Source organism: Streptomyces sp. NPDC093586, assembly GCF_044764905.1.
Taxonomy (GTDB): domain Bacteria; phylum Actinomycetota; class Actinomycetes; order Streptomycetales; family Streptomycetaceae; genus Streptomyces.
The window spans coordinates 1-23,572 of record NZ_JBIWJA010000011.1 but is presented as its reverse complement, the minus strand read 5'-3'; the positions used below and the strand labels follow the sequence as shown (position 1 = coordinate 23,572).

The 23,572-nt window shown below is 72.6% G+C and carries 27 protein-coding genes and 2 pseudogenes; 18 read left to right on the top strand and 11 right to left on the bottom strand.

Annotation, left to right across the window (positions count from 1 at the left end; translation table 11 throughout):
* Position 1: 1 nt before the first annotated feature.
* Positions 2-883, bottom strand: coding sequence for a class I SAM-dependent methyltransferase (locus ACIRFH_RS14245; protein ID WP_403520220.1), 882 nt, complete (start codon positions 881-883; stop codon positions 2-4).
* 317 nt (positions 884-1,200) lie between these two features.
* Here ACIRFH_RS14245 and rpsA point away from each other — a divergent pair, with 317 nt between their 5' ends.
* From rpsA to ACIRFH_RS14225, 4 genes are all read left to right on the top strand, one after another.
* Positions 1,201-2,700, top strand: coding sequence for a 30S ribosomal protein S1 (rpsA, locus tag ACIRFH_RS14240; protein WP_403520218.1), 1,500 nt, complete (start codon positions 1,201-1,203; stop codon positions 2,698-2,700).
* Positions 2,701-2,897: 197 nt separating this feature from the next.
* Positions 2,898-3,836, top strand: a complete 939-nt coding sequence (locus tag ACIRFH_RS14235; protein WP_403520216.1) for a PAC2 family protein — start codon at positions 2,898-2,900, stop codon at positions 3,834-3,836.
* 57 nt (positions 3,837-3,893) lie between these two features.
* Positions 3,894-4,496 (top strand): dephospho-CoA kinase, encoded by a 603-nt coding sequence (gene coaE / locus ACIRFH_RS14230; protein WP_403520214.1) that lies wholly within the window; start codon positions 3,894-3,896, stop codon positions 4,494-4,496.
* Positions 4,497-4,595: 99 nt separating this feature from the next.
* Positions 4,596-4,976, top strand: coding sequence for a tetratricopeptide repeat protein (locus tag ACIRFH_RS14225; protein ID WP_403520212.1), 381 nt, complete (start codon positions 4,596-4,598; stop codon positions 4,974-4,976).
* Between the two features lie 37 nt (positions 4,977-5,013).
* Here ACIRFH_RS14225 and ACIRFH_RS14220 read toward each other — a convergent pair whose 3' ends face one another.
* The gene (locus ACIRFH_RS14220) at positions 5,014-5,346 is read right to left on the bottom strand and encodes a DUF6343 family protein (RefSeq protein ID WP_403520210.1); all 333 of its coding nucleotides are present in this window, start codon (positions 5,344-5,346) and stop codon (positions 5,014-5,016) included.
* 76 nt (positions 5,347-5,422) lie between these two features.
* On the opposite strand from ACIRFH_RS14220, the gene ACIRFH_RS14215 reads away from it, so the two are divergent.
* From ACIRFH_RS14215 to ACIRFH_RS14205, 3 genes are all read left to right on the top strand, one after another.
* Positions 5,423-6,379 (top strand): acyltransferase domain-containing protein, encoded by a 957-nt coding sequence (locus ACIRFH_RS14215; RefSeq protein WP_403520469.1) that lies wholly within the window; start codon positions 5,423-5,425, stop codon positions 6,377-6,379.
* 96 nt (positions 6,380-6,475) lie between these two features.
* Positions 6,476-7,213 (top strand): class I SAM-dependent methyltransferase, encoded by a 738-nt coding sequence (locus ACIRFH_RS14210; protein ID WP_403520208.1) that lies wholly within the window; start codon positions 6,476-6,478, stop codon positions 7,211-7,213.
* A gap of 66 nt (positions 7,214-7,279) precedes the next feature.
* Positions 7,280-7,717 carry a DoxX family protein gene (locus ACIRFH_RS14205; RefSeq protein ID WP_403520206.1) on the top strand — a complete coding sequence of 146 codons (438 nt, stop codon included), beginning with the start codon at positions 7,280-7,282 and terminating at the stop codon, positions 7,715-7,717.
* Between the two features lie 82 nt (positions 7,718-7,799).
* Here ACIRFH_RS14205 and ACIRFH_RS14200 read toward each other — a convergent pair whose 3' ends face one another.
* Positions 7,800-8,330, bottom strand: a complete 531-nt coding sequence (locus tag ACIRFH_RS14200) for an RNA-binding S4 domain-containing protein (RefSeq protein ID WP_403520204.1) — start codon at positions 8,328-8,330, stop codon at positions 7,800-7,802.
* Positions 8,331-8,451: 121 nt separating this feature from the next.
* Here ACIRFH_RS14200 and ACIRFH_RS14195 point away from each other — a divergent pair, with 121 nt between their 5' ends.
* Together ACIRFH_RS14195 and pip are read left to right on the top strand one after the other, a co-directional pair.
* Positions 8,452-9,174 (top strand): uracil-DNA glycosylase, encoded by a 723-nt coding sequence (locus tag ACIRFH_RS14195; protein ID WP_403520202.1) that lies wholly within the window; start codon positions 8,452-8,454, stop codon positions 9,172-9,174.
* A gap of 32 nt (positions 9,175-9,206) precedes the next feature.
* Positions 9,207-10,172: a prolyl aminopeptidase gene (gene pip, locus ACIRFH_RS14190; RefSeq protein WP_403520201.1), complete on the top strand. Its 966-nt coding sequence runs from the start codon at positions 9,207-9,209 to the stop codon at positions 10,170-10,172.
* Between the two features lie 10 nt (positions 10,173-10,182).
* On the opposite strand, the gene ACIRFH_RS14185 is transcribed toward pip, so the two are convergent.
* Together ACIRFH_RS14185 and ACIRFH_RS14180 are read right to left on the bottom strand one after the other, a co-directional pair.
* On the bottom strand, positions 10,183-10,653 hold the full coding sequence (locus ACIRFH_RS14185; protein WP_403520199.1) for a GNAT family N-acetyltransferase: 471 nt from the start codon (positions 10,651-10,653) through the stop codon (positions 10,183-10,185).
* Entirely contained in the window at positions 10,650-11,063 is a 414-nt protein-coding gene (locus tag ACIRFH_RS14180) for a RidA family protein (protein WP_403520197.1), read from the bottom strand. The genes ACIRFH_RS14185 and ACIRFH_RS14180 overlap by 4 nt, the downstream gene beginning before the upstream one ends.
* Positions 11,064-11,211: 148 nt before the next feature.
* Here ACIRFH_RS14180 and ACIRFH_RS14175 point away from each other — a divergent pair, with 148 nt between their 5' ends.
* From ACIRFH_RS14175 to ACIRFH_RS14160, 4 genes are all read left to right on the top strand, one after another.
* Entirely contained in the window at positions 11,212-11,991 is a 780-nt protein-coding gene (locus ACIRFH_RS14175) for a nucleotidyltransferase domain-containing protein (protein ID WP_403520195.1), read from the top strand.
* Positions 11,992-12,170: 179 nt separating this feature from the next.
* A complete protein-coding gene (locus ACIRFH_RS14170; protein WP_403520193.1) occupies positions 12,171-14,048 on the top strand; it encodes an FUSC family protein in 1,878 nt (625 codons plus the stop codon).
* Positions 14,049-14,161: 113 nt separating this feature from the next.
* On the top strand, positions 14,162-14,851 hold the full coding sequence (locus ACIRFH_RS14165) for a DUF899 domain-containing protein (protein WP_403520191.1): 690 nt from the start codon (positions 14,162-14,164) through the stop codon (positions 14,849-14,851).
* A gap of 155 nt (positions 14,852-15,006) precedes the next feature.
* Positions 15,007-15,192, top strand: a complete 186-nt coding sequence (locus ACIRFH_RS14160) for a hypothetical protein (protein WP_226024252.1) — start codon at positions 15,007-15,009, stop codon at positions 15,190-15,192.
* Positions 15,193-15,256: 64 nt separating this feature from the next.
* Here ACIRFH_RS14160 and ACIRFH_RS14155 read toward each other — a convergent pair whose 3' ends face one another.
* Both ACIRFH_RS14155 and ACIRFH_RS14150 read right to left on the bottom strand, forming a co-directional pair.
* Complete coding sequence (locus ACIRFH_RS14155) at positions 15,257-15,691, bottom strand: hypothetical protein (protein ID WP_403520467.1); 435 nt, start codon at positions 15,689-15,691, stop codon at positions 15,257-15,259.
* Positions 15,688-16,323, bottom strand: coding sequence for an ATP-binding protein (locus ACIRFH_RS14150; protein WP_403520189.1), 636 nt, complete (start codon positions 16,321-16,323; stop codon positions 15,688-15,690). The genes ACIRFH_RS14155 and ACIRFH_RS14150 overlap by 4 nt, the downstream gene beginning before the upstream one ends.
* Positions 16,324-16,599: 276 nt before the next feature.
* Between ACIRFH_RS14150 and ACIRFH_RS14145 the strand changes: the two genes are divergently transcribed.
* From ACIRFH_RS14145 to ACIRFH_RS14135, 3 genes are all read left to right on the top strand, one after another.
* A complete protein-coding gene (locus tag ACIRFH_RS14145) occupies positions 16,600-17,460 on the top strand; it encodes a helix-turn-helix domain-containing protein (RefSeq protein ID WP_403520187.1) in 861 nt (286 codons plus the stop codon).
* Entirely contained in the window at positions 17,461-17,736 is a 276-nt protein-coding gene (locus ACIRFH_RS14140; protein ID WP_161168324.1) for a DUF397 domain-containing protein, read from the top strand.
* A 91-nt stretch (positions 17,737-17,827) separates the two neighbouring features.
* Positions 17,828-18,631: an SAM-dependent methyltransferase gene (locus ACIRFH_RS14135; protein ID WP_403520185.1), complete on the top strand. Its 804-nt coding sequence runs from the start codon at positions 17,828-17,830 to the stop codon at positions 18,629-18,631.
* Positions 18,632-18,676: 45 nt separating this feature from the next.
* Here ACIRFH_RS14135 and ACIRFH_RS14130 read toward each other — a convergent pair whose 3' ends face one another.
* Both ACIRFH_RS14130 and ACIRFH_RS14125 read right to left on the bottom strand, forming a co-directional pair.
* Positions 18,677-20,167 carry a glutamate synthase subunit beta gene (locus ACIRFH_RS14130; protein WP_403520183.1) on the bottom strand — a complete coding sequence of 497 codons (1,491 nt, stop codon included), beginning with the start codon at positions 20,165-20,167 and terminating at the stop codon, positions 18,677-18,679.
* 179 nt (positions 20,168-20,346) lie between these two features.
* Positions 20,347-20,826 (bottom strand): DUF1772 domain-containing protein, encoded by a 480-nt coding sequence (locus tag ACIRFH_RS14125; RefSeq protein ID WP_403520181.1) that lies wholly within the window; start codon positions 20,824-20,826, stop codon positions 20,347-20,349.
* Between the two features lie 175 nt (positions 20,827-21,001).
* On the opposite strand from ACIRFH_RS14125, the gene ACIRFH_RS14120 reads away from it, so the two are divergent.
* Positions 21,002-21,634 (top strand): uridine kinase, encoded by a 633-nt coding sequence (locus ACIRFH_RS14120; protein ID WP_403520179.1) that lies wholly within the window; start codon positions 21,002-21,004, stop codon positions 21,632-21,634.
* An 84-nt stretch (positions 21,635-21,718) separates the two neighbouring features.
* On the opposite strand, the gene ACIRFH_RS14115 is transcribed toward ACIRFH_RS14120, so the two are convergent.
* Entirely contained in the window at positions 21,719-22,846 is a 1,128-nt protein-coding gene (locus ACIRFH_RS14115) for a magnesium and cobalt transport protein CorA (protein ID WP_403520177.1), read from the bottom strand.
* A gap of 253 nt (positions 22,847-23,099) precedes the next feature.
* Between ACIRFH_RS14115 and ACIRFH_RS14110 the strand changes: the two are divergent.
* Positions 23,100-23,401: pseudogene (locus ACIRFH_RS14110) on the top strand (SAM-dependent methyltransferase); the annotation flags it as partial.
* A gap of 33 nt (positions 23,402-23,434) precedes the next feature.
* Here ACIRFH_RS14110 and ACIRFH_RS14105 read toward each other — a convergent pair.
* A pseudogene (locus ACIRFH_RS14105) lies at positions 23,435-23,572 on the bottom strand (IS110 family transposase); the annotation flags it as partial.

The following is a 23,572-nucleotide window of genomic DNA, read 5'->3' as shown; positions in this document are numbered from 1 at the left end:
GTCAGTCGCGCTCGCACACGAAGATCGCGGTTCCGGGGATCAGGTGCCCGCGCAGCGGCGACCAGCCGCCCCACTCCGAGGTGTTCCAGTCCGGCCACTCCGGCTCCACCAGATCCACCAGCCGGAACCCCGACGCCACGACGTCCCGCACCCGGTCGCCCAGCGTCCTGTGGTGCTCGACGTACACCGCGCGGCCCTCGTCGTCCTGCTCGACGTACGGCGTGCGGTCGAAGTAGGAGGAGGAGACCGACAGCCCCTCGGGGCCCGGCTCGTCCGGGAACGCCCAGCGCAGCGGGTGCGTGACGGAGAAGACGAAGCGGCCCCCGGGCCGCAGCACCCGGCGCACCTCCCGCAGCACCAGCCGCGGATCGGCGACGAACGGCAGCGCCCCGTACGCCGAGCACGCCAGATCGAAGGAATCGTCCGCGAAGGGCAGCACGGCCGCGTCCGCCTGCACCAGCGGGAAGGCCGCGCCGATGCGCAGCGCGTGCTGGAGCTGGCGGTGGGAGAGGTCCAGAGCCACCGGACGCGCGCCCTGGCCGGCCAGCCAGCGCGCGCACTGCGCGGCGCCGGCGCCGATCTCCAGGACGTCCTTGCCCTTCAGCTCCTCCGTCGGGCCGAGCAGCTCGGCCTCCACCTCGTCCAGGCCCTCGGGACACCACACGAAGCGGTCGTCGCCGAGGAAGGTCCCGTGCTCGATCTGGTACTCGTCCGCGTTCCGGTCCCACCAGCCCCGGTTGGCGCGGGCGCTCTCCGTGACACCGGCGGCACGCCGGGTGGCCTCGGGTTCCGTCTCTCCGGCTTCGGACACTACGGGCTCTTGGATGACCGGCTCCCTCGTACTAGTCTGCGGCTCTTCCGGCCGGTCCGTCCCGGGCGTCACGCACGGGACTCCGCGGGTTCCGCGCGCCCTCGGGAGGCGGCTCTTGTGCCGGGTATGGGGCGATCCACCCCGGGTGGGCGGCTTCGCGCATTGACCATGCCCGGCCGCCCCCGTATGCTACAAGTTGCGCTGCGGGCCTGCGCACCTCAGACGTAGCAGGTCGCGCTCGCATCTGTTGTATGTCCCCTCGGTTCTCGAGGCGTCGCCACTGGTTTCCGGTGACGCTTACTTGGCTGTCCGGCTTCTGCAGAGCGAAACGGGCTCCCGGCGTAAGCAGTACCTACGACTTCAATGTCCGTACCGGAGCCCTTTCCCACATGACGAGCAGCACCGAGACCACCGCCACCACCCCGCAGGTTGCGGTCAACGACATCGGTAACGAGGAAGCCTTCCTCGCCGCGATCGACGAGACGATCAAGTACTTCAACGACGGCGACATCGTCGACGGCGTCATCGTGAAGGTCGACCGGGACGAGGTCCTGCTCGACATCGGTTACAAGACCGAAGGTGTCATCCCGAGCCGCGAGCTCTCGATCAAGCACGACGTCGACCCCAACGAGGTCGTCGCCGTCGGTGACGAGATCGAGGCCCTTGTTCTCCAGAAGGAGGACAAGGAAGGCCGCCTGATCCTCTCGAAGAAGCGCGCCCAGTACGAGCGTGCCTGGGGCACCATCGAGAAGATCAAGGAAGAGGACGGCATCGTTACCGGTACCGTCATCGAGGTCGTCAAGGGTGGTCTCATCCTCGACATCGGCCTCCGCGGCTTCCTCCCGGCCTCCCTGGTCGAGATGCGCCGTGTCCGCGACCTCCAGCCCTACGTGGGCAAGGAGCTCGAGGCGAAGATCATCGAGCTGGACAAGAACCGCAACAACGTGGTCCTGTCCCGCCGCGCCTGGCTGGAGCAGACCCAGTCCGAGGTGCGCCAGACGTTCCTCACCACCCTCCAGAAGGGTCAGGTCCGTTCCGGCGTCGTCTCCTCGATCGTCAACTTCGGTGCCTTCGTGGACCTGGGTGGCGTCGACGGTCTGGTCCACGTCTCCGAGCTGTCCTGGAAGCACATCGACCACCCGTCCGAGGTTGTCGAGGTCGGCCAGGAAGTCACCGTCGAGGTCCTCGACGTCGACATGGACCGCGAGCGTGTCTCCCTGTCGCTGAAGGCGACCCAGGAAGACCCGTGGCAGCAGTTCGCCCGCACCCACCAGATCGGCCAGGTCGTGCCCGGCAAGGTCACGAAGCTGGTTCCGTTCGGTGCGTTCGTCCGCGTCGACGAGGGCATCGAGGGTCTGGTCCACATCTCCGAGCTGGCCGAGCGCCACGTGGAGATCCCGGAGCAGGTCGTCCAGGTCAACGACGAGATCTTCGTCAAGGTCATCGACATCGACCTCGAGCGTCGTCGCATCAGCCTCTCGCTGAAGCAGGCCAACGAGGCCTTCGGCGCCGACCCGTCGGCGGTCGAGTTCGACCCGACCCTGTACGGCATGGCCGCGTCCTACGACGACCAGGGCAACTACATCTACCCCGAGGGCTTCGACCCCGAGACCAACGACTGGCTCGAGGGCTACGAGTCCCAGCGCGAGGCGTGGGAGACCCAGTACGCCGAGGCGCAGCAGCGCTTCGAGCAGCACCAGGCGCAGGTCATCAAGTCCCGCGAGGCGGACGAGAAGGCCGCTGCCGAGGGTGGCGACACCGCGGGTGCGGCTCCGGTCGCGTCCGGTGGCGGTTCCTACTCCTCCGAGGGTGGCGACAACTCCGGCGCCCTGGCGTCGGACGAGGCGCTGGCCGCGCTCCGCGAGAAGCTGGCCGGCGGCCAGAGCTGATCGCTGTGAACGCCGGCCGCTGAGGCCTGGCCGTTGACACCGAGGGGCCGTACCTTTCGAGGTACGGCCCCTCGGCGTTGCCCCGGCACTGCCCCGATCACGCCGCCCCGCCGTGAAGATCACAGCGCCCCGCTCCGGGAATGCCCGTCCCCGCAGGGACGTTATGACGTACGGACACGAGGAGGGGAGCGGTCACTGTGCTTGATCCGCAGGGTTTGTACGCGTGGGAGCCGAAGGGCCTGGCCGTGGTCGACACGGCGCTCGCCCAGGAGTCGGCCGGGCTGGTCATGCTCTACCACTTCGACGGATACATCGACGCCGGCGAGACCGGCGACCAGATCGTCGACCAACTGCTCGACTCACTGCCCCACCAGGTCGTCGCCCGCTTCGACCACGACCGGCTCGTGGACTACCGGGCCCGCCGCCCGCTGCTGACCTTCAAGCGCGACGCCTGGACCGACTACGAGGAGCCCACCATCGAGGTGCGGCTCGTCCAGGACGCCACCGGAGCCCCCTTCCTGTTGCTGTCGGGCCCCGAACCGGACGTCGAGTGGGAGCGCTTCGCCGCCGCCGTGCGCCAGATCGTCGAGCGGCTCGGCGTCCGCCTCTCGGTCAACTTCCACGGCATCCCCATGGGCGTCCCGCACACCCGCCCCGTCGGCATCACCCCGCACGGCAACCGCACCGACCTCGTCCCGGGCCACCGCAGCCCCTTCGAGGAGGCGCAGGTCCCCGGCAGCGCCGAGTCGCTCGTCGAGTACCGGCTCATGCAGGCCGGCCACGAGGTCCTGGGCGTCGCCGCGCACGTGCCGCACTACATCGCCCGCTCCTCCTACCCGGACGCCGCGCTGACCGTGCTGGAGGCCATCACGGCGGCGACCGGACTGGTCCTGCCCGGCGTCGCGCACTCCCTGCGCACGGAGGCCCACCGCACCCAGACCGAGATCGACCGGCAGATCCAGGAGGGCGACGAGGAACTCACCGCGCTCGTCCAGGGCCTGGAGCACCAGTACGACGCCGCCGCGGGCGCCCAGACCCGGGGCAACATGCTCGCCGAGCCGGTCGAGATCCCGTCGGCGGACGAGATCGGCCGCGAGTTCGAGCGGTTCCTGGCAGAGCGGGAGGGCGACGGCTGACGCCCGGCGGCGCCCCTGTCCGAGGCGCCGCCACCGGCAGGCCCTAAGCTTCCGCTCATGCTGACAGTGGGCCTGACCGGCGGGATCGGCGCCGGCAAGAGCGAGGTGTCGCGGCTGCTCGTCGAACGCGGGGCCGTACTGATCGACGCGGACCGGATCGCGCGCGAGGTCGTCGCGCCGGGAACCCCGGGGCTCGCGGCGGTCGTGGAGGCCTTCGGCGACGACGTGCTCGCCGGCGACGGCGGCCTGGACCGGCCCAAGCTGGGCTCGATCGTGTTCAACGACCCGGAGAAGCTGGCCGCGCTCAACGCGATCGTGCACCCCCTGGTCGGCGCCCGCTCCCGCGAACTCGAGCAGTCCGCCGACGAGGACGCCGTCGTCGTCCACGACGTCCCGCTGCTCACCGAGAACGGCCTGGCGCCGCTGTACGACGTCGTGATCGTCGTCGACGCCGACCCGGCCACCCAGCTCGACCGGCTGGTACGGCTGCGCGGCATGACCGAGCAGGACGCACGCGCACGCATGGCCGCCCAGGCGACGCGGGAACAGCGCCGGGAGATCGCCGACATCGTCATCGGCAACGACGTACCGCTGGAGGAGCTCCGGCACCGCGTGGAAGAGGTGTGGGCGGAGCTGTCCCGCAGGGCGCACGCGAAGTAGCCCGGAGGCATGGCGAGTGCCCCGCCCGTCCCGGCCGGCCCAGGAATAGCGGCCCGCGGACGGGTGTTGATCCCTTCCAGCGAAGGGAAGGACTCTGCCGTGCCCGAGACCAGCGGTTCGACCGGACGGACTCCGGAGACGGACGTCATCGACTTCCGCGCCGCCGAGCAACTGCTCGCCGCGCGGGACCCTCGGGGTGCGGTGAAGCTCCTCGACCAAGTCATCGCCGCGCACCCCGAGAGCACCGCCGCGCGGCTGCTGCGCGCCCGTGCCTTCTTCGCGGCGGCGCAGCTCAGACCGGCCGAGCTGGAGTTCACCATCGTCCTGGAACGCGAGCCGGACAACGCGTTCGCGCACTTCGCGCTGGCCCGCACCTTCGAGCGCCGGGGCTGCCCCGACCAGGCCAGGCGCCACTTCCGGCTGGCGGCGGCTCTGGACCCGAACCCGGAGTACCTGCAACAGGCACGGTTCGACGCCTGACCCGTCGGCGGGCGGCGGTTCCGGGCCCGGACGGCCCTCAGCTCCACGGGCCCCTGGGAGCTCCGGGTGTGCCCGGCTTCCCCGGGGGCCGTGCCGGTGGACCGCTCCGTGTGCCGTGCTCCGGCGGACGGTACGGCGGGATGTCCGGGCCGGGCTGGTAGTGCGGGCCCTGGCGGATGCGGTGGACGATCACGGTCAGGTCGACCGCGATGACCAGCCACAGGGCCCCGAAGGCCGCGGCCCAGCCGGGCGGCCCGATGAGTGCGAAGAGGGCCGTCCCGAAGGTCGCCCAGACCAGCCCCCACAGGCTCAGCCAGAAGCGCGCCCGCAGAGCGCTGCGCGCGGTCGCCGGTTCACTGCCCGTACGCATGGGGATGACCACTCCTGTGAAAAACGTACTCCCGGAACGCCGAGGAGGAAACCGAGCCGTGTCACCGGACCGGGCCGTGCTGCCCGACATCGACGACCTGCCCGAAGTGCTGCTCGATCTCGCCGTACCGTTCGAGGACATCGACACCCTGATCTCCCTCCACCGGGCGGTGACGCGGGACCCCGAGGTGACGCGGTTGCTGGAGGAGTGCGTCGAGGAACTGGTGCGGGACCTCGGCGAGGTGGCCGTGCCGGCGGACGTGGAAGCCGGCGGGCCCGACAGCGGGCAGGTGGCGAGGACGGGCGGCGTCCCGCGGTTCGCCGAACGTCTGGCCGAGGCGCCGGACGCGCTGGGTGACTACTTCGCCGCCTTCGTGTTCGTCGCGGCCCTGCCGCACACGCGCGCGTACCACCGCTCACGCGGCATCCCGGCCGAGGTCACCCGGCGCACCCTGGCCGACCTCGGCCGGAACATGGCGGGGCACCGCAGACGGCACGGCACGGGCGGGGTGCAGGCTCCGCGGTGGCTGGCGCACCACTTCCGGGGCGAGCTGTACCAGCTGGGGAGGCTGCAGTTCGAGCGGGCCCGACTCGGCCGGCGCACGGTACCGCTGCTGCGGCAGGCCGGCCTGGACGCCGTACCGGGGGAGCCCTGTCTGCACCTGCACATCCCCGGATCCCGCGGACCGCTGACACCGACCGCCTGCGACCGTTCCCTGGCCCGCGCCCGGGAGTTCTTCCGGCGCCACTTCCCCGAGGAGCCGTACCGGGCCGCGACGTGCCACTCCTGGCTGCTGGACCCGCAGCTGAAGCGGTACCTCGCCCCCGACTCCCGCATCCTTCTCTTCCAGGAACGCTTCCAGGTGGTCCGCGACACCGAACCGGCCGACACCGAGCCTGTCCGGTTCGTCTTCGGGGACCCGGAGCTGGCGGTCGGGCGGCTGCCGCGGCGCACCTCGGTGGAGCGGGCCGTCGGAGACCACCTGCGGGCGGGCGGCCACTGGTACATCGGGCACGGCTGGTTGCCGCTCTGAAACGGCGACCGCCGGTCGTTCACTCGGACGGGTGGACCGGGCGAAGGGGGGAACGGCTGTGCGCATGCGGCCCGTTGGACGGGCATGGAACGGAAAATGCGAGACGGACACCAGGGGACGGGTCCCGGAGCCATCACTCCGGACGGTTGCGCGGTCGAGCTCTACTCCCGGCTGCCCGTCGGCGTCGAGCCGGACGTCGTGGCCTCGGCCGTGCCCGGGGGCGCACGCATTCTGGAGCTGGGCAGCGGGGTGGGCCGCATGACCCGGCCGCTGCTGGAACGCGGGTTCGCCGTCACGGCGGTCGACGAGTCCGCCGAGATGCTGGAGCACGTGCGCGGGGCACGGACGATATGCAGCCCGATCGAACACCTCGACCTGGGCGAGACGTTCGACGCGGTGCTGCTGGCGTCGTTCCTCGTCCACACCGGGGACGTCGAGGTGAGAAGAGGACTGCTGGATGCCTGCGCCCGGCATGTCGCTGAGGGCGGCTGCGTACTGATCCAGCGGGAGGGCGAGGACTACCACACGAACGTGCCGCGCGAGCGGGTGGACCCCAGCGGTTTCACCGTGCGGACCGTGTCGGCGGACCCGGTCGGGGACGGGGTCGACGCGGTACGCGTGGAGTACGAGTTCCCGGACGCGGTATGGACGCAGACCTTCCGTGCCCGGCCGCTGACCGAGGAGCAGTTCGAGGAGGTGCTCGCGGAGGCGGGACTGAGGGTGGACCGGTATCTCACCGAGGACAGGACATGGGTGCGGGCGGTTCCCTCGGGCCGGGGAACCGACGGGGGAGAGGACGGAGAAGAGGCCGGCCGTCGGGACCGAGGGCGATGAGTTACGGGACGGGGAGCGGTCTACCTCCCCGACAGCAGCACGGACCGCTCAGCCCAGGAGATCCCCATGTCCGAGACCACCACCGCCGCCTCCGTCGCCTCCCCGGCCTCCGTCCCGCTGGTCCGCAGGAGGAGCGCCCGGATCGCCCTGCGGGGAGTTCAGGTGATCCTCGCGCTGTTCTTCGCCGCCGCGAGCGCCCTGCCGAAGCTGATCGCGCACGCGTCGGCGGTCGAGACGTTCGACGAGATGGGCTGGGGCAACGCCGGCATGTACGCCATCGGCGTCCTCGAACTGGCCGGGGCGGTCGCCCTGCTGGTCCCGGTGCTCCAGTCGGTGGCGGCGACGGCGCTGAGCGCACTGATGGTGGGCGCGTTCGTCGTCCAGCTCGCCTGCTTCGACGGCGAGAACGCGGTGACGCCGCTCATCCTGATGGTCCCGCTGCTGCTCGTCGCCTGGGCCCGCCGAGGGCACAACGCGGAGCTGCTCCGGCTGATCCGCGGGTGACGGGGTTCGCAGGCGTTCCCGACCCCCACACGGCCGCCACCGGACCCGCCCCCGACCCGCTCCGGGGGCGGGATCCGTCGTCTCAGCGGCCTTCCGGGCGGCCCAGGCCCTCCAGGCCGCGCAGGCGTTCCAGCTCGCGCCGGTCCCGCTTGGTCGGGCGTCCCGCGCCCCGGTCGCGGATACCGGCCGGGGCGACGGCCTCGCGGGGCGGAGGCGGCGGGGAGTTGTCGATGTAGCACTGGGCGGCGACCGGGGCTCCGACCCGCTTGCGGATCAGCCGCTTCACGACGACGACCCGTTCCCTGCCCTCGTGCCGCAGGCGCACCTCGTCGCCGACGCGCAGGGAGTACGCGGGTTTCACGCGCTCGCCGTTCACCCGGACGTGACCACCCCGGCAGGCGGTCGCACCGAGGGAGCGGGTCTTGATCAGACGGACCGCCCAGATCCAGCTGTCGACCCGGACACTCTCACCGTTCTGCGGCCCGGCGGCCTCGGCGGCGGCGATCGCGGCGGCGGTCTTCGGGTCCGGGGCCTGATCGGCGGTCTTCGCCCCGGCGGGGTCCTGCACGGCGGTCACCTCGCCGTTTCTGCCTTCGTCATGCTCGGAAGCCATGCCCCGACCTTAGCCGCCCGGCCCCCGCGAGGTGGATCGGATATCAGCTGGGGCGGGCGGGACGGGGGCGGGGAGTCATGGCTCCCCGCCCCCGGTGATCCGGCCGCCTTACGGTGGGGGTATGGACAGCAGGGCCCTCACCGAACTCGACCGACGGATCTCGGGATGCACGGCCTGCCCGCGGCTGGTCGCCTGGCGGGAGGAGGTGGCCCGCACCAAACGGGCGGCCTTCGCCGACTGGACGTACTGGGGCCGCCCGGTGCCCGGCTTCGGCCCGCCGGACGCGCGCCTGCTGATCCTCGGGCTCGCCCCCGCGGCCCACGGCGGCAACCGCACCGGCCGGATGTTCACCGGCGACCGCTCCGGTGACGTGCTGTACCAGGCGCTGTACGACGTGGGCCTCGCGTCCCAGCCCACCGCGGTCCGTGCCGACGACGGCCTGGAGCTCCACGGCGTGCGCGTCACCTCCCCGGTGCACTGCGCCCCGCCCGAGAACAAGCCCACCCCCACGGAGCGCGACACCTGCCGTCCCTGGCTCGTCCAGGAGCTGGGGCTGCTGCGGCCGACGCTGCGCGCCGTGGTGGTCCTCGGCGCCTTCGGCTGGCAGGCCGCGCTGCCCGCGTTCGCCGGGGCGGGCTGGACCGTGCCTCGGCCACGCCCCGCCTTCGCCCACGGCGCCCACGTGACGCTGCACGCCCCCGACGAGGCCGGCCTGGACGTCTTCGGATGCTTCCACGTCAGCCAGCGCAACACCTTCACGGGCCGGCTCACCCCGGAGATGCTGCGGGAGGTGTTGCGCACCGCGGCCCAGGCGGCGGGGCTGCCCACGACGGAAAGGACGTGAACGGCCGGGCCCGTCGGCCTTACGGTGCACCGATGGGCCTGTATCCGAAGACCGAACCGTACGACCACGGCATGCTCGACGTCGGGAACGGCAACCACGTTCACTGGGAGACCTCCGGGAACCCGCGCGGCAAGCCCGCACTGGTGCTGCACGGCGGGCCCGGATCCGGCACGAGCCCGAACCTCAGGCGCTACTTCGACCCGGCCGCGTACCGGATCGTGCTGCTCGACCAGCGCGGCGCCGGGCGGTCGGTACCCCCGTCGAGCGACCCCGCCACCGATATGAGCGTGAACACGACCACCCACGTCATGGCGGACCTGGAGCGGCTGCGCGCCCACCTGGGGATCGGCCGGTGGCTGGTGTGGGGCGTGTCGTGGGGGTCCGTCCTGGGGCTGCGGTACGCCCAGACCCACCCCGGCGTCGTGTCCGAGCTCGTCCTGACCGGAGTCGCGACCGGCTCGAATCCCGAAGTGGAACTCCTGACCCGCGGGCTGGGGAAGGTCTTCCCGGAGGCCCACGAGCGGTTTCTCGCCGAACTGCCGGCCGGCGAACGCGACGGCAACCTGGCCGCCGCCTGCAACCGGCTGCTGGAGTCACCCGACCCGGAGGTCAGGGAACGCGCCGCACGGGCCTGGACCGACTGGGAGACGGCGATCGTCCCCGCACCTCCTGGCTCGGTCGCACGCTTCCAGGACCCGGTGTTCCGCAGGGGCTTCGCCCGTACCGTCACGCACTACTGGGGCAACGGCCACTTCCTCGGCGACGGCAACGACGAGGGCGTGGTCCTGCGCGACGCGCACCTGCTGAAGGGCATCCCCGGCACCCTGGTGCAGGGCAGCCTCGACCTCGGCAACCTCCTCGGCACCGTCTGGCGGCTCCATCACGCCTGGCCGGACAGCGAGCTGGTGGTCGTGGACGAGGCCGGACACGACGCCGGAGCGACCGGGGACGACGTGCTGGTGGCGGCGACGGACAGATACGCGCGAGACGGCACGTGACCGGCCCGTTCTACGGTTCCCACACATACCGCACGTCGGGCTCCCGCTCCTCGTTCCGGGCACCGTCCGTCCACTCCACGGCCCTGAACCCGTGCCGCTCGTAGAAGCGCCGCGCGGGCGTGTTGACCCGGAAGGTCCACAACGACAGCCCTGCCGGCCGGCGTTCCTTGGCCAGCGCGACAAACCGGTCACCGATCCCGCACCCACGCCGGTCGGGAGCGAGATACAGCTGCGCGAGCTCGGTCTCCTCCAGCACCATCACCCCGACGACCTCGCCGCCCGCCGCCTGGGCCACCCACGTCTCGCAACGGGGCACCACCACGTGCCGGAAGTGGTCGCGGACCTCTTCGTCGGTGCGGGGCCGGACCACGGTCGGCAGGGCGGCGGCGAAGGAGCGCAGCCAGACGTCGGCCGCGGCACGGGCGTCGGCGGCCGTCGCCCGCCGCAACAGGACCGGTGGCGACGTGCCCACGGCGGTCACGACCGTGCCCGCTCCGGTACGACGGCCGTGGCCGTGATCTCCACCAGCTGGCCCGGGTAACCGAGACAGCTGACGCCGATCAGCGTCGAGGAGTGCGGCCCGGTACTGAGGCCGGACGCCTCGACGACGTCCCAGACGGCGGACAGGTCGGCGGTCCGGCTGCTCACGACGTACACGTCGGTCGAGACGGCGTGCTCGAGGCCGCTGCCGACGGCCTTCAGCTGTTCGTTGAGATTGGCGATCACCTGTTCGGTCTGACGGACCGGGTCACCCTCACCGACCAGGTTCCCCTCCGCGTCGAGCGGGACGGACCCGGCCAGGAAGGCGAGCTTCGTCCCCGCCTCGACGACGGAGGCGTGCGAGTAGGCGGGCGGCGGGAACAGGCCGGGCACGGTGACGCGCTGGATCACGGGGGCTCCTGGTGAGGCGGACGGACAACCTCCCGATCGTCCGTTCTCCGGCCCGCCGCCGCACCCGATTTTCCCTCGCGGTCCGCACCCCGGGTCGCCTAGGCTTCCGGCGTCCGTCCGCCGCACCCACCGCCAGGAGCCCGCAGCAGTGCCCTCCCTCACGGACCAGGCCTTCCTCGACACGACCGCCGACCGGCTCGCCGCGCTGCCCGCCGTCCGGGCCGTCACCCTCGGCGGATCCCGGGCCCAGGGCACTCACCGGCCCGACAGCGACTGGGACCTGGCGGTCTACTACCGGGGCGCCTTCGACCCGGACGACCTCCGTGCCCTCGGCTGGCCGGGGGAGGTCTCCGACGTCGGCGCCTGGGGCGGCGGCGTCTTCAACGGGGGTGCCTGGCTGACGATCGACGAACGCCGGGTCGACCTGCACTACCGCGACCTCGACGTGGTCGAGCACGAGACGGCGCGGGCGCGGGCGGGCCGCTTCGACGTCGAGCCGCTGATGTTCCACCTGGCGGGCGTCCCGACGTACCTGGTCGTCGCCGAGCTGGCGATCAACGAGGTGCTGCGCGGGGACCTGCCCCGCCCCGCCTACCCCGAGGCCCTGCGCACCACCGCCCCCGACCACTGGTACGGCGCGGCCACGGCCGCCCTCGCCTACGCCGAGGCGGGCCACGCCCCCAAGGGCGCCCTCACCCAGGTCGCCGGCGCGATCGCCCTCGCCACGACCCAGACGGCACACGCGGTGCTGGCGGCGCGCGGGCAGTGGGTCACCAACGAGAAGGGGCTGGTCGAACGGGCGGGGCTGGGCGGGATCGACGTACTCCTGACGCGTCCGACCACGGATCCACGGTCCCTGGCAGGGGTGGTCGCGCGGGCCCGGGAACTGCTGAGCGGTGCCATGGAGGCGGCCCGGCACGGTCGGTGACCGGCGTCGACGGGGCGGAGCCGTCGAGGGGCCTTGCCGTGCCGTGAGCCGTCACGTCCCCGAAACCCGCCCGTTTCCGCCCCATCAAAAACCGGCCGTACCCTTGACAGCACACGCCACAGCCCGGCCACCGTCGCCCGAAGGCTCACCCCCGCCCTCGACCGGACGACAGGAGCCCCGTGCCACGCACCGCCCGCACCGCCGCCCTCGCGCTTCCGCCCTGGCTCGCCCATGCCCTGCGAGCCCAGCGCGGGCCCGTGCCCTGGAACGCGGTCACGCGGGGTGCGCTGGCCGGCGGGCCGCTGCTGCTCGCCGCCCTGCTCGCCGGGCGGACCTCCCTCGGTGTCGTCGCCGCCATCGCCGCCATGCTGGCCGGCATCAACGACCGGCCGGGCAGTCGCCGTACGTCCGTCCGTCGGATCGGCGTGCCGGCGCTCGCCGGGGCGGCCGGGCTGCTGATCGGCACCGTGGCGGGGCAGCACCTCGGCCCCGCCCCGCTGGCCCTGGCGCTGACCGCGCTCGGGCTGGTCGCCGGAGGCATCAGCGCCGTCGGGACCGTCGCGTCCGGCACCGGGACGCAGCTGCTGGTCACCACCGCCGTGGGGGCCGGCATGCCGCTGCCCGGCCCCGGCTGGCAGAGCGTCCTCGCCTTCCTCGCCGGCGCCGGATGGCTGCTCACGCTGCGGCTGCTCCTGCCCACACCCGGCTCCCTCACCGGCGAGGCGCGCCTCGACTTCCGCTTCGACGGGGAGCGCGCGGCCGTCGCCGCCGTGTACGACGCCGTCGCCGCGCTGCTGGAGGCGGCGGGCACCGAACACGCCGACGCCCGCCGGGCCGCGCTCACCGCAGCCCTCGACCACGCGCAGGACGCGCTCGCCGGACCCCGGCTGCGACGCCATGCCTCCTCCTCGGCAGAACGACGGCTGCACGCGCAGTACGCCGCCGCGCTGCCCCTCGGCGAGGCCGCCACCGCGCTCGCCTGGGCGGGGCACCCCGTGCCCGTGCGGGCCGCCGAAGGGCCCCGACGGCTCGCCGCGGCCGTCCGCGGCAACACCCACACCGGGCCGCTGCCCGCCCCCACCCGCACCGAACCGGCCCTGCGGGCCCTCGACGACGCCCTCCTGCACGCCGCGGAGGCCTTCGACCGGGGCAGCAGCCGGGACCTGCACACCCGCAGGCGGTCGCTCTCCTCCGCGGCGCGCACCGTGTTCGGCGCCGGTGGCCGGGAGTACGGGCTGCGCGTCGGTCTCTGCTTCGGAGCCAGTGCCGCCGTCGCCCAGGTCCTGCACCACGGCCACTGGTACGGGTCGCACCAGCACTGGTACTGGCTGCCCGCCACCGCCGTCTTCCTGGTCAAGCCCGACCTCGGGCCGCTCGTGTCCCGGGTGCTGTGCCGGGCGGCCGGGACCGTCCTCGGGGCGCTCGTCTTCGCCGGGTTCGCCGCCGTGCTGCCCCGGCCGGAGGGGCTCGTCGCGCTCGTCGCCGTCAGCGGCGCCCTCGTGCCCGTCGCCGCCCGGCACTTCGCCGCCCAGACCGCCGTCGTCACCGTCCTCGTCCTCGCTCTGGTCATGACCGGCGGCGAACCCCAGGCCGCGCTCAGCCGCATCGGGGAGACCCTGCTGGCCTGCGCGATCGTGCTGATCGTCGGGCATCTGCCGATGCCGGGACAGCGCGGCGGCACGGTCCGCGCCCGGATCGAGGCGGCGGGCGACGCCGCGTACGCCTATCTCACCCACGTACTGAGCGAGTCCGACGACCACGCCGCCCGCTGGCGGTTGCGCCGGGAGGCCTACCGCACGCTCGCCGAGGCCCGCAGCGCCGTAGCCCTCGCCGCCGCCGAGCTGCCGGCGCTCGCCCGGCACTCCGCGGGCGCCGACGAGGTCGCCGCTCTCCTGGAACGGCTCGTCGACACCACCACCGCGTGCGCCGTGCACCTCGATGACAGCGGCCGCCTCACACCCCGGCACACCGAACGGCTCGCCGAGCTGCGGGACGAGCTGGCCGAGCGGCGCGAACGCGCGGGTCTGCGCCTGCCGGAGCTGCCGGTCGCCGGGTAGGGCTCACGCCGGACCGGCGGTCCGGAAAAAAATCCTGCCGCGCCGCGATGAGTTCCACTGCGCCCCCCGGTCAGCACCTCCGACGGACCGCTGCACAGGAGGAGCTGGAGCCCATGTCGCTTCCCGAGATCGTCTCGCGCGAGGACTGGCGCGCGGCACGCGAGGCCTTGCTGGCCAAGGAGAAAGCGGCCACACGCGCCCGGGACGCGCTCAACGCCGAGCGGCGCGCACTGCCCATGGTGGAGGTCGACAAGGAGTACGTCTTCGAGGGCGGCGACGGCAAGGTCTCCCTGCTCGACCTCTTCGAGGGACGCGACCAGCTCATCGTCCACCACTTCATGTTCTCCCCCGAGTGGGACGCCGGCTGCCGCGGCTGCTCCGCGTTCCTGGACCAGATCGGGCACCTCGCGCACCTGCGCGCACGCGGCACGTCCTTCGCGGCGGTGTCCCGGGCGCCGTACCCGAAGATCCTTCCGTTCAAGGCGCGGATGGGCTGGACGCTGCCCTGGTACTCGTCCTACGTCAGCGACTTCAACACCGACTTCGAGGTGACCCTCGAACACGAGGGGGAGCTCACCGAGCGGCCGGGACTCAGCTGCTTCCTGCGGGACCGCGACCGGGTCTTCCACACCTACTCGACGTACGAGCGCGGCCTCGACGGGCTCGGCTCGACCACCAGCCTCCTCGACCTGACCGCGCTCGGCCGACGGGAGCAGTGGGAACGACCGGAGGGGCGCGCGTCGGCTCTCGGGGCGCCTGTGGGCAGTGAGGGGATCCAATACCACGACGAGTACGAGGACTGACACGCACCGTAGCGAACAGACCCGAACGGCTGAGACGGCGCTCACACTTTGCGGTGAACGAGTGTCAACTTAGTCTCAGTACCGTCACTTCACGAGGCGTTCGCTCCATGGTTGGCGTTTAACTCTACGAGTACAGCGCTACATGGAGGTGCAGGGTGAACGGGCGAACGGTGCTCGAACGCTTTCCCGCCGGCGGCCCGCGCGGGTCCTGGCCTGCGGAGGAGTTCGCGCAGGCGCGGCGTCTGGAGGGCCTGCCCGCCGAGGTCGTCATGGACCTCGCCACGGACATGTTCCTGGTCGTCGTCCGCGGTGGCGAGGCCGCCGGCGACGCGGCCGCGTGACACGGCCTGCCGGGCGCGCGGGCTTCGGGGGCGTGAGGGAGGGGCGGCGCGGAGCGCGTCGGGGCTACGCGCTCACCGGGCGTGACCACGTGGGCGTCGTGCCCGTCAGGCGGCACAGCGCCAGGTAGAGCGGGATGGGCGGGGTGTAGGGGACCGTGCCCTCCGGCCGGTGTATCAGGCCGGGAAGGCCCGGGGCGTCGGGGACGACCGCGCCGGTGGCGTACCGAGCCGGGGCGGGCCACTCCAGGGCGTAGTCGGAGTCGGACGGAACGATCCACCACCAGTGCGCCTCGTCGGCGTAGACGCACCCCACGCGTGGCAGCCGGGGCATCACCAGAGGGCCGAAGCGAGCGGGCACCGTGACCGCGTCGCAGCCCAGCGGGGCCGTCATGCCGTCCGGCACGGGCAGTCGCCGGGGGGTTCCGGGCTCGCGCAGCGCGCGCTGCAGACGGACCAGGGTGTCCAGGCCGAGCGGGCGGATGCCGGACGGAGCCCTCATAGCCATTCGGTCCCCGTTCCGTGATGTGCCTCTGGGTGGTGTCCCTCGGCCTTGCCCGCGTCGCCGGTGGAGTCGGCGGGCGTGGGCTTCGGGCGGGCGCCCCAGCCCAGGTCGTCGCGGGGTTCGTACGGACCGCGCGGCGCGTCGGCCCTGCGCGGCAGTTCGGCCCAGACCAGCAGTCCGGGCCCGTGCTCGTGGGCGCCCCAGGCGTCGCACAGGGCGTCGACGAGGAGGAGCCCCCTGCCGTGCTCGTCGTCGGGTCGCCCGTCCGACGGGTGCGGCTGGCCGGGTGCGCATCCCTCGTCGCGTACGGCTATGCGCACCAGCTCGTCGCCGTCGTGCAGCTCGCACACGATGTGCCGACTCGCGGTGTGCACGATCGCGTTGGTCACCAGCTCGGAGACCACCAGGGCCGCGGTGTCGCAGGTGTCCTCGCACACCGACCAGCCGTTCAGCCGGGCGCGTGTCAGGCGTCTGGCCTGCGCGGGAGAGCCCGGGTGTGCGGCCAGCTCGAAGCGGAACCGGCGCTCGGCGGCGGCCCCCGCGAGGCGGGCTCCTACCGTGGCGCCGAGGCCCACAGGGGCCGCGACGGCGTCTGTTCCTAAGGGCGCGGACGGAATCACGCTTGCCACTATCGCCCCGCCGTGAACACTTGGCAAGTGTCACTCTGAAAATTTCAGAGTGCTGTGTGGCGGTCCGGAAGGGCGTGGCACACTGCTTCGCAGCAGCACGTCGAGCGGCGCCACTTCGGATCACCGAAGGTCCGTCCGGACTTTCGAATGGATCTTCGAATGGCGCCGCCGGGCTGTCCGCGCGCATCGCGGCCGGCTCGTCGATGATCATGAGGTCGCCGGTTCGGGGATCACATGATCACGGGACTGTTCAGGACTCTTCGTGGAGGTGGGGCGGTGAGCGAGCCGCGGTCCGCGCCGACGGTCGGCCAGGTCGTCCTCGGCCGACGCCTGCTGGACCTGCGTGAACGCGCGGGACTCAAGCGTGAGGAAGCCGCCCGCATCCTGCGCGTGGCCCCCGCGACCGTGCGCCGCATGGAGACGGCCGAGGTCGCCCTCAAGATCCCGTACCTCCAGCTGCTGCTGAAGGCCTACGGCGTCGGGGACGAGGAGGCCGAGGTCTTCGTCCAGCTGGCCGAGGACGCCAACAGACCCGGGTGGTGGCAGCGCTTCCACGACATCCTTCCGGGCTGGTTCTCCATGTACGTCAGCCTGGAGGGCGCGGCCTCGCTGATCCGCTCCTACGAGCCCCACTTCGTCCCCGGGCTGCTGCAGACCGAGGACTACGCGCGCGGGGTGCTCCGCTCGGGCGCCATCGGCCAGACCCGGCCCGACGACATCGAGCGCCATGTCGACCTGCGCATGCGACGCCAGGAACTGCTCACCCGCGAGGACGCGCCCCGGCTGTGGGTCGTCATGGACGAGACCGCGCTGCGCCGCCCGATCGGCGGCCCGGAGGTGATGCGTGCCCAGATCGACAAGCTGCTCGACGCCACGAAGCTGCCCCACGTGACGCTGCAGATCGCCCCGTTCGCGAACGGGCCGCACCCCGGCACGTACGGGCCCTTCGTGCTGTTCCGATTCGCCGTGCCGGAACTTCCCGACATGGTCTACAGCGAGTACCTGACCGGCGCCGTCTACCTCGACGCGCGCGCCGAGGTGGCGACCCACCTCGAGGTCATGGACCGCATGGCGGCGCAGGCCGCCACGGCACATCGCACGAAGGAGATCCTCCGGGATCTCCGCAAGGAGCTGTGAATGAACCGCATCAAGTCCCAGCCATCGCCACGCGGCCGCGCCGAGCGCATCTACAACGGCATGCCCGCCCGCGAGCTGGGCAGCGAGGGCTGGCACAAACCGTGGAGCGGCGGCAACGGCGGCAACTGCCTGGAGGCGATGAAGCTCGCCGACGGCCGGATCGCCGTAAGGCAGTCCACCGACCCCGACGGACCGGCGCTGATCTACACCTCCGCCGAGATGACGGCCTTCATCGAGGGAGCGAAGGCGGGAGAGGCGGACTTCCTGCTGTCCTGAAGCACGTGCCGCTGTTGATGGTTGTTCTTAAGCTGTTCAGCACCGAGTTGATCACCGATTGCTGCGAAAACTTCACACCTTGGAGCGCTCCATGACCGGGCAGCACCAGGCCGGCATCGACACGAGCAGGCCACACCCCGCGCGGATGTACGACTGGTATCTCGGCGGCAAGGACAACTACCCGGTCGACGAGGAGATGGGCCGGCAGATGCTCGCCCTCGACCCGAGGGTGCCGGTGATGGCACGGGTCAACCGCGCCTTCATGCAGCGGGCCACCCGGTGGCTGGCCCGCAACGGCGTACGGCAGTTCCTGGACATCGGCACCGGCATCCCCACCGCGCCCAACCTCCACCAGGTCGCACAGGAGATCGCGCCCGACTCCCGCGTCGTCTACTGTGACAACGACCCGATCGTGCTGGCGCACGCGGCGGCCCTGCTGCGCGGCACGCCCGAGGGGGCGACCGAGTACCTCCAGGCCGATGTGCGGGACCCCGACGCCGTCCTGGACGGCGCCAGGAAGATCCTGGACTTCGACCGGCCCGTGGCGCTGTCGCTGGTCGCGCTGCTGCACTTCGTCCCCGACGAGGACGGCGCGCACGACCTGGTCGGCCGGCTGCTGGCCGCGCTGCCCTCCGGCAGCCATCTGGTGATGTCCCACGCGACGGCCGACTTCACGCCCGAGGAGTCGCGGGCGGCCACCGAGAAGCTCAGGGCCGCCGGCGTCACCCTGGCCCTGCGTTCACGCGCGGAGTTCGCCCGCTTCTTCGAAGGCCTCGACCTGGTCGAACCGGGCATCGAGGTGCCCCACCTGTGGCACCCGGAGCTGGGCGAGCCGGTCGCCGGACAGGACGACGGGGTCATCCCGGGCTACGGGGCGGTGGCCCGCAAGCCGTGACCGGGGCGCGGGCGGCCCGCCGGGGGTGTGGGAACCGGCCGCGGCTCAGGCCGTCATCGGACGGTCGTAAGGGCCGATCGGCGCCGGCAGACGTGTGCTGCCGCCCGACAGGTGGCGGTCGACGGCGGCCGCCACCGCCCGCCCCTCGGCGATCGCCCACACGATGAGCGACTGCCCGCGGGCGGCGTCCCCCGCGGCGAACACCCCGGGAACGTTGGTGGCGAAATCCCGGTCCCGGGCGATCGTGCCCCGGGGCTCCAGTTCCAGCCCCAGCCCGTCGACGAGCCCGTCCGTCCGGTCGGGGCCCGAGAAGCCGAGGGCGAGCAGCACCAGGTCGGCGGGGAGCGCCCGCTCGGTACCGGGCAGCGGGCGGCGCCCGGCGTCCACCCCGACCAGGTGCAGCGAGCGCACGTGCCCCTGCGCGTCACCGGTGAGGCGCAGGGTGGACGCCGCGAACAGCCGCGCGTCCGCGTCGGCCGCCGGCGCCGACCGCAGGTGGCGTGCCTCCTCGTGCGCGACCGACAGCCGGTAGAGCCTCGGATACGTCGGCCAGGGCTCGGCCTCCTCGTCGCGCGCCGTGCCCGGCTGGGCGTAGATGTCCAGCTGGGTCACGGACGCGGCCCCTTCCCGCACCGCCGTGCCGAGACAGTCCGCGCCGGTGTCACCGCCGCCGACGATGACGACGTGCCGGCCGGCGGCGGACAGCGGCGAGACCTCCAGGTCCCCCTCGCACACCCGGTTGGCCAGCGGCAGATACTCCATCGCCTGGTGCACCCCGGCCAGCTCCCGGCCCGGCACGGGCAGTTCGCGCCACACGGTCGCCCCGGTGGCGATCACGACCGCGTCGTAGCGGACCCGCAGCTCAGCGGCGCCGGCATCCCGCCCGACCGCCGTCGACGTACGGAACCTGGTCCCCTCGGCCCGCATCTGGTCGATACGGCGCTCCAGATGACGCTTCTCCATCTTGAACGCGGGGATGCCGTAGCGCAGGAGTCCGCCGATCCGGTCGTCCCGCTCGTAGACGGCGACCGTGTGCCCGGCCCGGGTCAGCTGCTGGGCGGCCGCCAGCCCGGCGGGCCCCGACCCGATCACCGCCACGGTCCGTCCCGACAGCCGGTCCGGCGGACACGGGGAGGTGAAGCCCTCCTCCCAGGCCCTGTCGGCGATGGCGCACTCGACGTTCTTGATGGTGACCGCCGGCTGGTCGATGGCGAGCACACACCCCGCCTCGCACGGCGCCGGACACAACCGGCCGGTGAACTCGGGGAAGTTGTTCGTGGCGTGCAGCCGGTCGCTCGCCGCCCGCCAGTCCGCGCGGGCGACCAGATCGTTCCACTCCGGGATCAGGTTGCCGAGCGGACAGGCCTCGTGGCAGAAGGGAACGCCGCAGTCCATGCACCGGTCGGCCTGCGGACCGATCAGGGGAAGCAGCGCGCCCGGGACGTACACCTCGTCCCAGTCCCGCACCCGTTCCCCGACAGACCTGCGGGGCCAGTCCTCGCGGGGCGTGGTCATGAATCCCTTGGGGTCGGCCATGGCCGTCTTCCTTGCGTGCGGGGTGGCAGGCCGGGCGTCGCCGGGCGACGCTCTTCCGGTCACGATACGTCCCGCCGCGGCCGCCCGCAGGGCGCCGTACCACGCCTCCTGCCCGGCCCTCGACGGCAACCCGCCCGGCCGTCCTCGCGCAGGGGCGCCGCAGGCCCGGTGCGCCGCGCTCAGACGAGGGCCAGCACGTACGCCACCGCCGCCGCGGCCGCGGCACCCGTACGGACGTGGTTCCACGCGGTCCACTCGCGCACGTACGAGGGCCAGCGGCCGGCCGCCTCGGCCGAGCCCGGCTCCAGCCGGAGCAGCGCCGTGTTGCGCGGCACGTTCGCCGCCACGGTGACCCCGAACGACCCGAACAGGTACAGCGCGCTGCCCAGCAGCAGCTCCACCGCTCCCTCGTCCGGCCGCAGCACGAACGTCACCACCGCGATCACCGCGGAGACCACCGTCGTCCCGAGGAACACCAGCATGAACGCCGGACGCACCGCGGCCGTGTTGATCGCGTTCATCGCCGCGACGCCCTGCGCGGGCGGCAGCGCGGCGAGACCCCGCATGACGAACGTCGAGAAGGCACAGAACACCCCGGCCGCCAGACCGGCCCCGAGCACGCCCAGCACCGCCAGCACGAAGTACGGCCCATCGATCATGTCGCGTCCACTCCCACCCGTCGGGCCGGTGTCCCTCCGGCACCGTCTGCCATCGATCACCTCCAGTCAACTCCCGCACGGGCACGGTGACCATGGCCGAGCGGCGCGGGACCATACGCGGGCGTCCAGCCGGACCCCCACGCGTGTGCGACGGCCGACGGCGCATCATGGGCACGTGCGACTGGAAGCGATCACCTGGGACCGGCTCGGCGACCGGCTCGCCGAGCGTCTGCTCGATCTGGCGCCGGCCGACGGCAGCCCCTGGCCGCGCGTCGCCTTCGACGGTGCACCGGCCGCCCGCCCCGGCGACCTCGCCGAACGGGTCGGCGAGGCGCTGCGCCTGCGCGGGCGCCCCTCCCTCGTCGTCGGGACGGAGGGCTTCCTGCGTCCCGCCTCCCTCCGCCTGGAGTACGGACGTCAGGACGTCGAGGCCTACTACAACGGCTGGCACGACACCGGCGCCCTGTGGCGTGAGGTCTTCGACCCCCTCGGACCCGGCGGTGACGGGCGGGTGCTGCCCGATCTGTGGGACCCGGTGACAGACCGGGCCACCCGCAGTCCTTACGTCCACCTCCCGGCCGGCGGCGTGCTGCTGTTGCACGGCCCCTTCCTGCTGCGCCACTGGTTCCCCCTCGACCTCAGCGTCCACCTCGTCCTCACTCCGGGCGCCCTGCGCCGCCGTACTCCTGAAACCGAGCACTGGACCCTCCCGGCCTACGAGCGCTACGCCGAGGAGGCCGACCCCGCCGGCACCGCCGACGTCCTGGTGCGCGCCGACGACCCGCGCCACCCGGCATGGAGCGGCTGACCGGACGGCTCCCGCCCGGCCCGCCACGCATGTGCGCCCGGAACACGCCCGGCACGGCCCCGGCCCGCCCGTGCCGCGGCGTGGTCAGAGCCAGCCGTTGCGCCGGAACCCCCGGTACAGCACCAGGCAGGCGACGGATATGACGCCCAGCACCAGGCCGTAGCCGTACCGCCAGCCCAGTTCCGGCATGTGGTCGAAGTTCATGCCGTACACCCCGCAGACCATCGTGGGCACGGCGATGACGGCGGCCCAGGCGGTGATCTTCCGCATGTCCTCGTTCTGCGCGACCGTCACCTGGGCGAGATGCGCCTGCAGGATGGAGTTGAGGAGCTCGTCGAACGCGGCGATCTGTTCCGTGGCCCGCAGCAGATGGTCGGCCACGTCACGGAAGTAGGCCTGTATCTCCGGATCGACCACCCGGGCCGGCCTGATGGCCAGCTCCTCCAGCGGACGGCCGAGGGGCACCACGGCCCGCTTCAGCTCGAGGAGTTCACGCTTGAGCTGGTAGATGCGGCCCGGGTCGACCCGCGCGCCGTTCTCCGCGAACACGTCGATCTCGACCTGGTCGATGTCCGACTGCACCGCCTCGATGACGGTCAGGAAGTCGTCGACCACGTGGTCGGCGATCGTGTGCAGCACTGCCGACGGCCCCTTGGCGAGCTGCCCGGGATCGGTCTCGAGTCCTTCGCGCAGCGGGCCGAGCGAGCCGTGCCGGCCGTGCCGCACGGTGATCACGAAGTCCTCGCCGACGAACACCATGATCTCCCCGGTGTCCACCACCTCGCTGGTGGCCGTGAGTTCCTCGTGCTCGACGTAGCAGACCGTCTTGAACACGGCGAAGAGCGTGTCGCCGTACCGCTCCACCTTCGGGCGCTGGTGGGCCTCGATCGCGTCCTCGACCGCCAGCGGATGCAGATGGAAGAGCTCCGCGAGGCCCGCGAATTCCCGGGCCGTCGGCTCGTGCAGGCCCAGCCAGAGGAAACCGCCGCCGTGCTCCCGCATCCGCCGTACGGCGTCGACCGGTTCACCGGACGCGGGAGTGCGGACACCGTCCCGGTAGGTCACGCAGTTCACCACCGAGGAGCCCAGCGGAGAGCGGGCCGGGTGGCTCAGATCGACACGCGGGCGCCGCCGGGCCAGCCGTGCCACTCCGCGGAGGCCACCGACTCTGCCGAGAGTCGTCACCTTCCGCAGATTCCCCGCCATCGACATCCCGGTCTCCTCGCATGGGTCCCCTCGCGTCGCGGTTTCCGCGCCGTGGCGCGCCAGTCTGCCAGCTGAGCGTGAGCGGCGTACGAGCCTGTGGAAACGGGAGATTCCGCTTTGTTCCCGCCTGTGGACGGCTCTGTTCCCGCCTGTGGACGACATCTTGCGCTCCGCTTCCCGCGGCGCCGGGGCCCGTCGCGCAGGTGCGTCGGCCGCTTCCGGCGAGCCGGGCGACTGGGGTGATCGGGACATGACGTGATCCGACGGGTATCTCCTCGACAACCAGCAGGCCGAGGCGGCGGAGCGCTTCGACGCCTTCGCCGCCCTCTTCGACCCCACGAGGTTCCGGCACCTCGAAACGCTCGGCGTCGGCCCGGGCCGACGCTGCTGGGAGGCGGGAGCCGACGGCACGTCCGTGGTGTCCTGGCCGGCCCGCGGGTGGGGCCGACCGGCAAGGTGGTCGCGACCGACATCGACACCTCGCGAGTCGCCCCCGCCGCCCGCCCGCCGGTCGAGGTCCGCGGCCACGACGTGGCCGCGGAGAAACCCCCGGGAGAGGGGGGTGCCTCTATGTCTTTCGTCAAGCCGAGCTGGTCATGTGGTGACTGCTGCGGGGATGCGCGCTTCGTAGAAGGTTCCGTCGCGGAGCATGGCGAACAGGACGCTGATGCGTTGCCGGGCCAGGCGGAGGAGGGCCTGGGTGTGGGTCTTGCCGCGGGTCCGGCAGCGGTC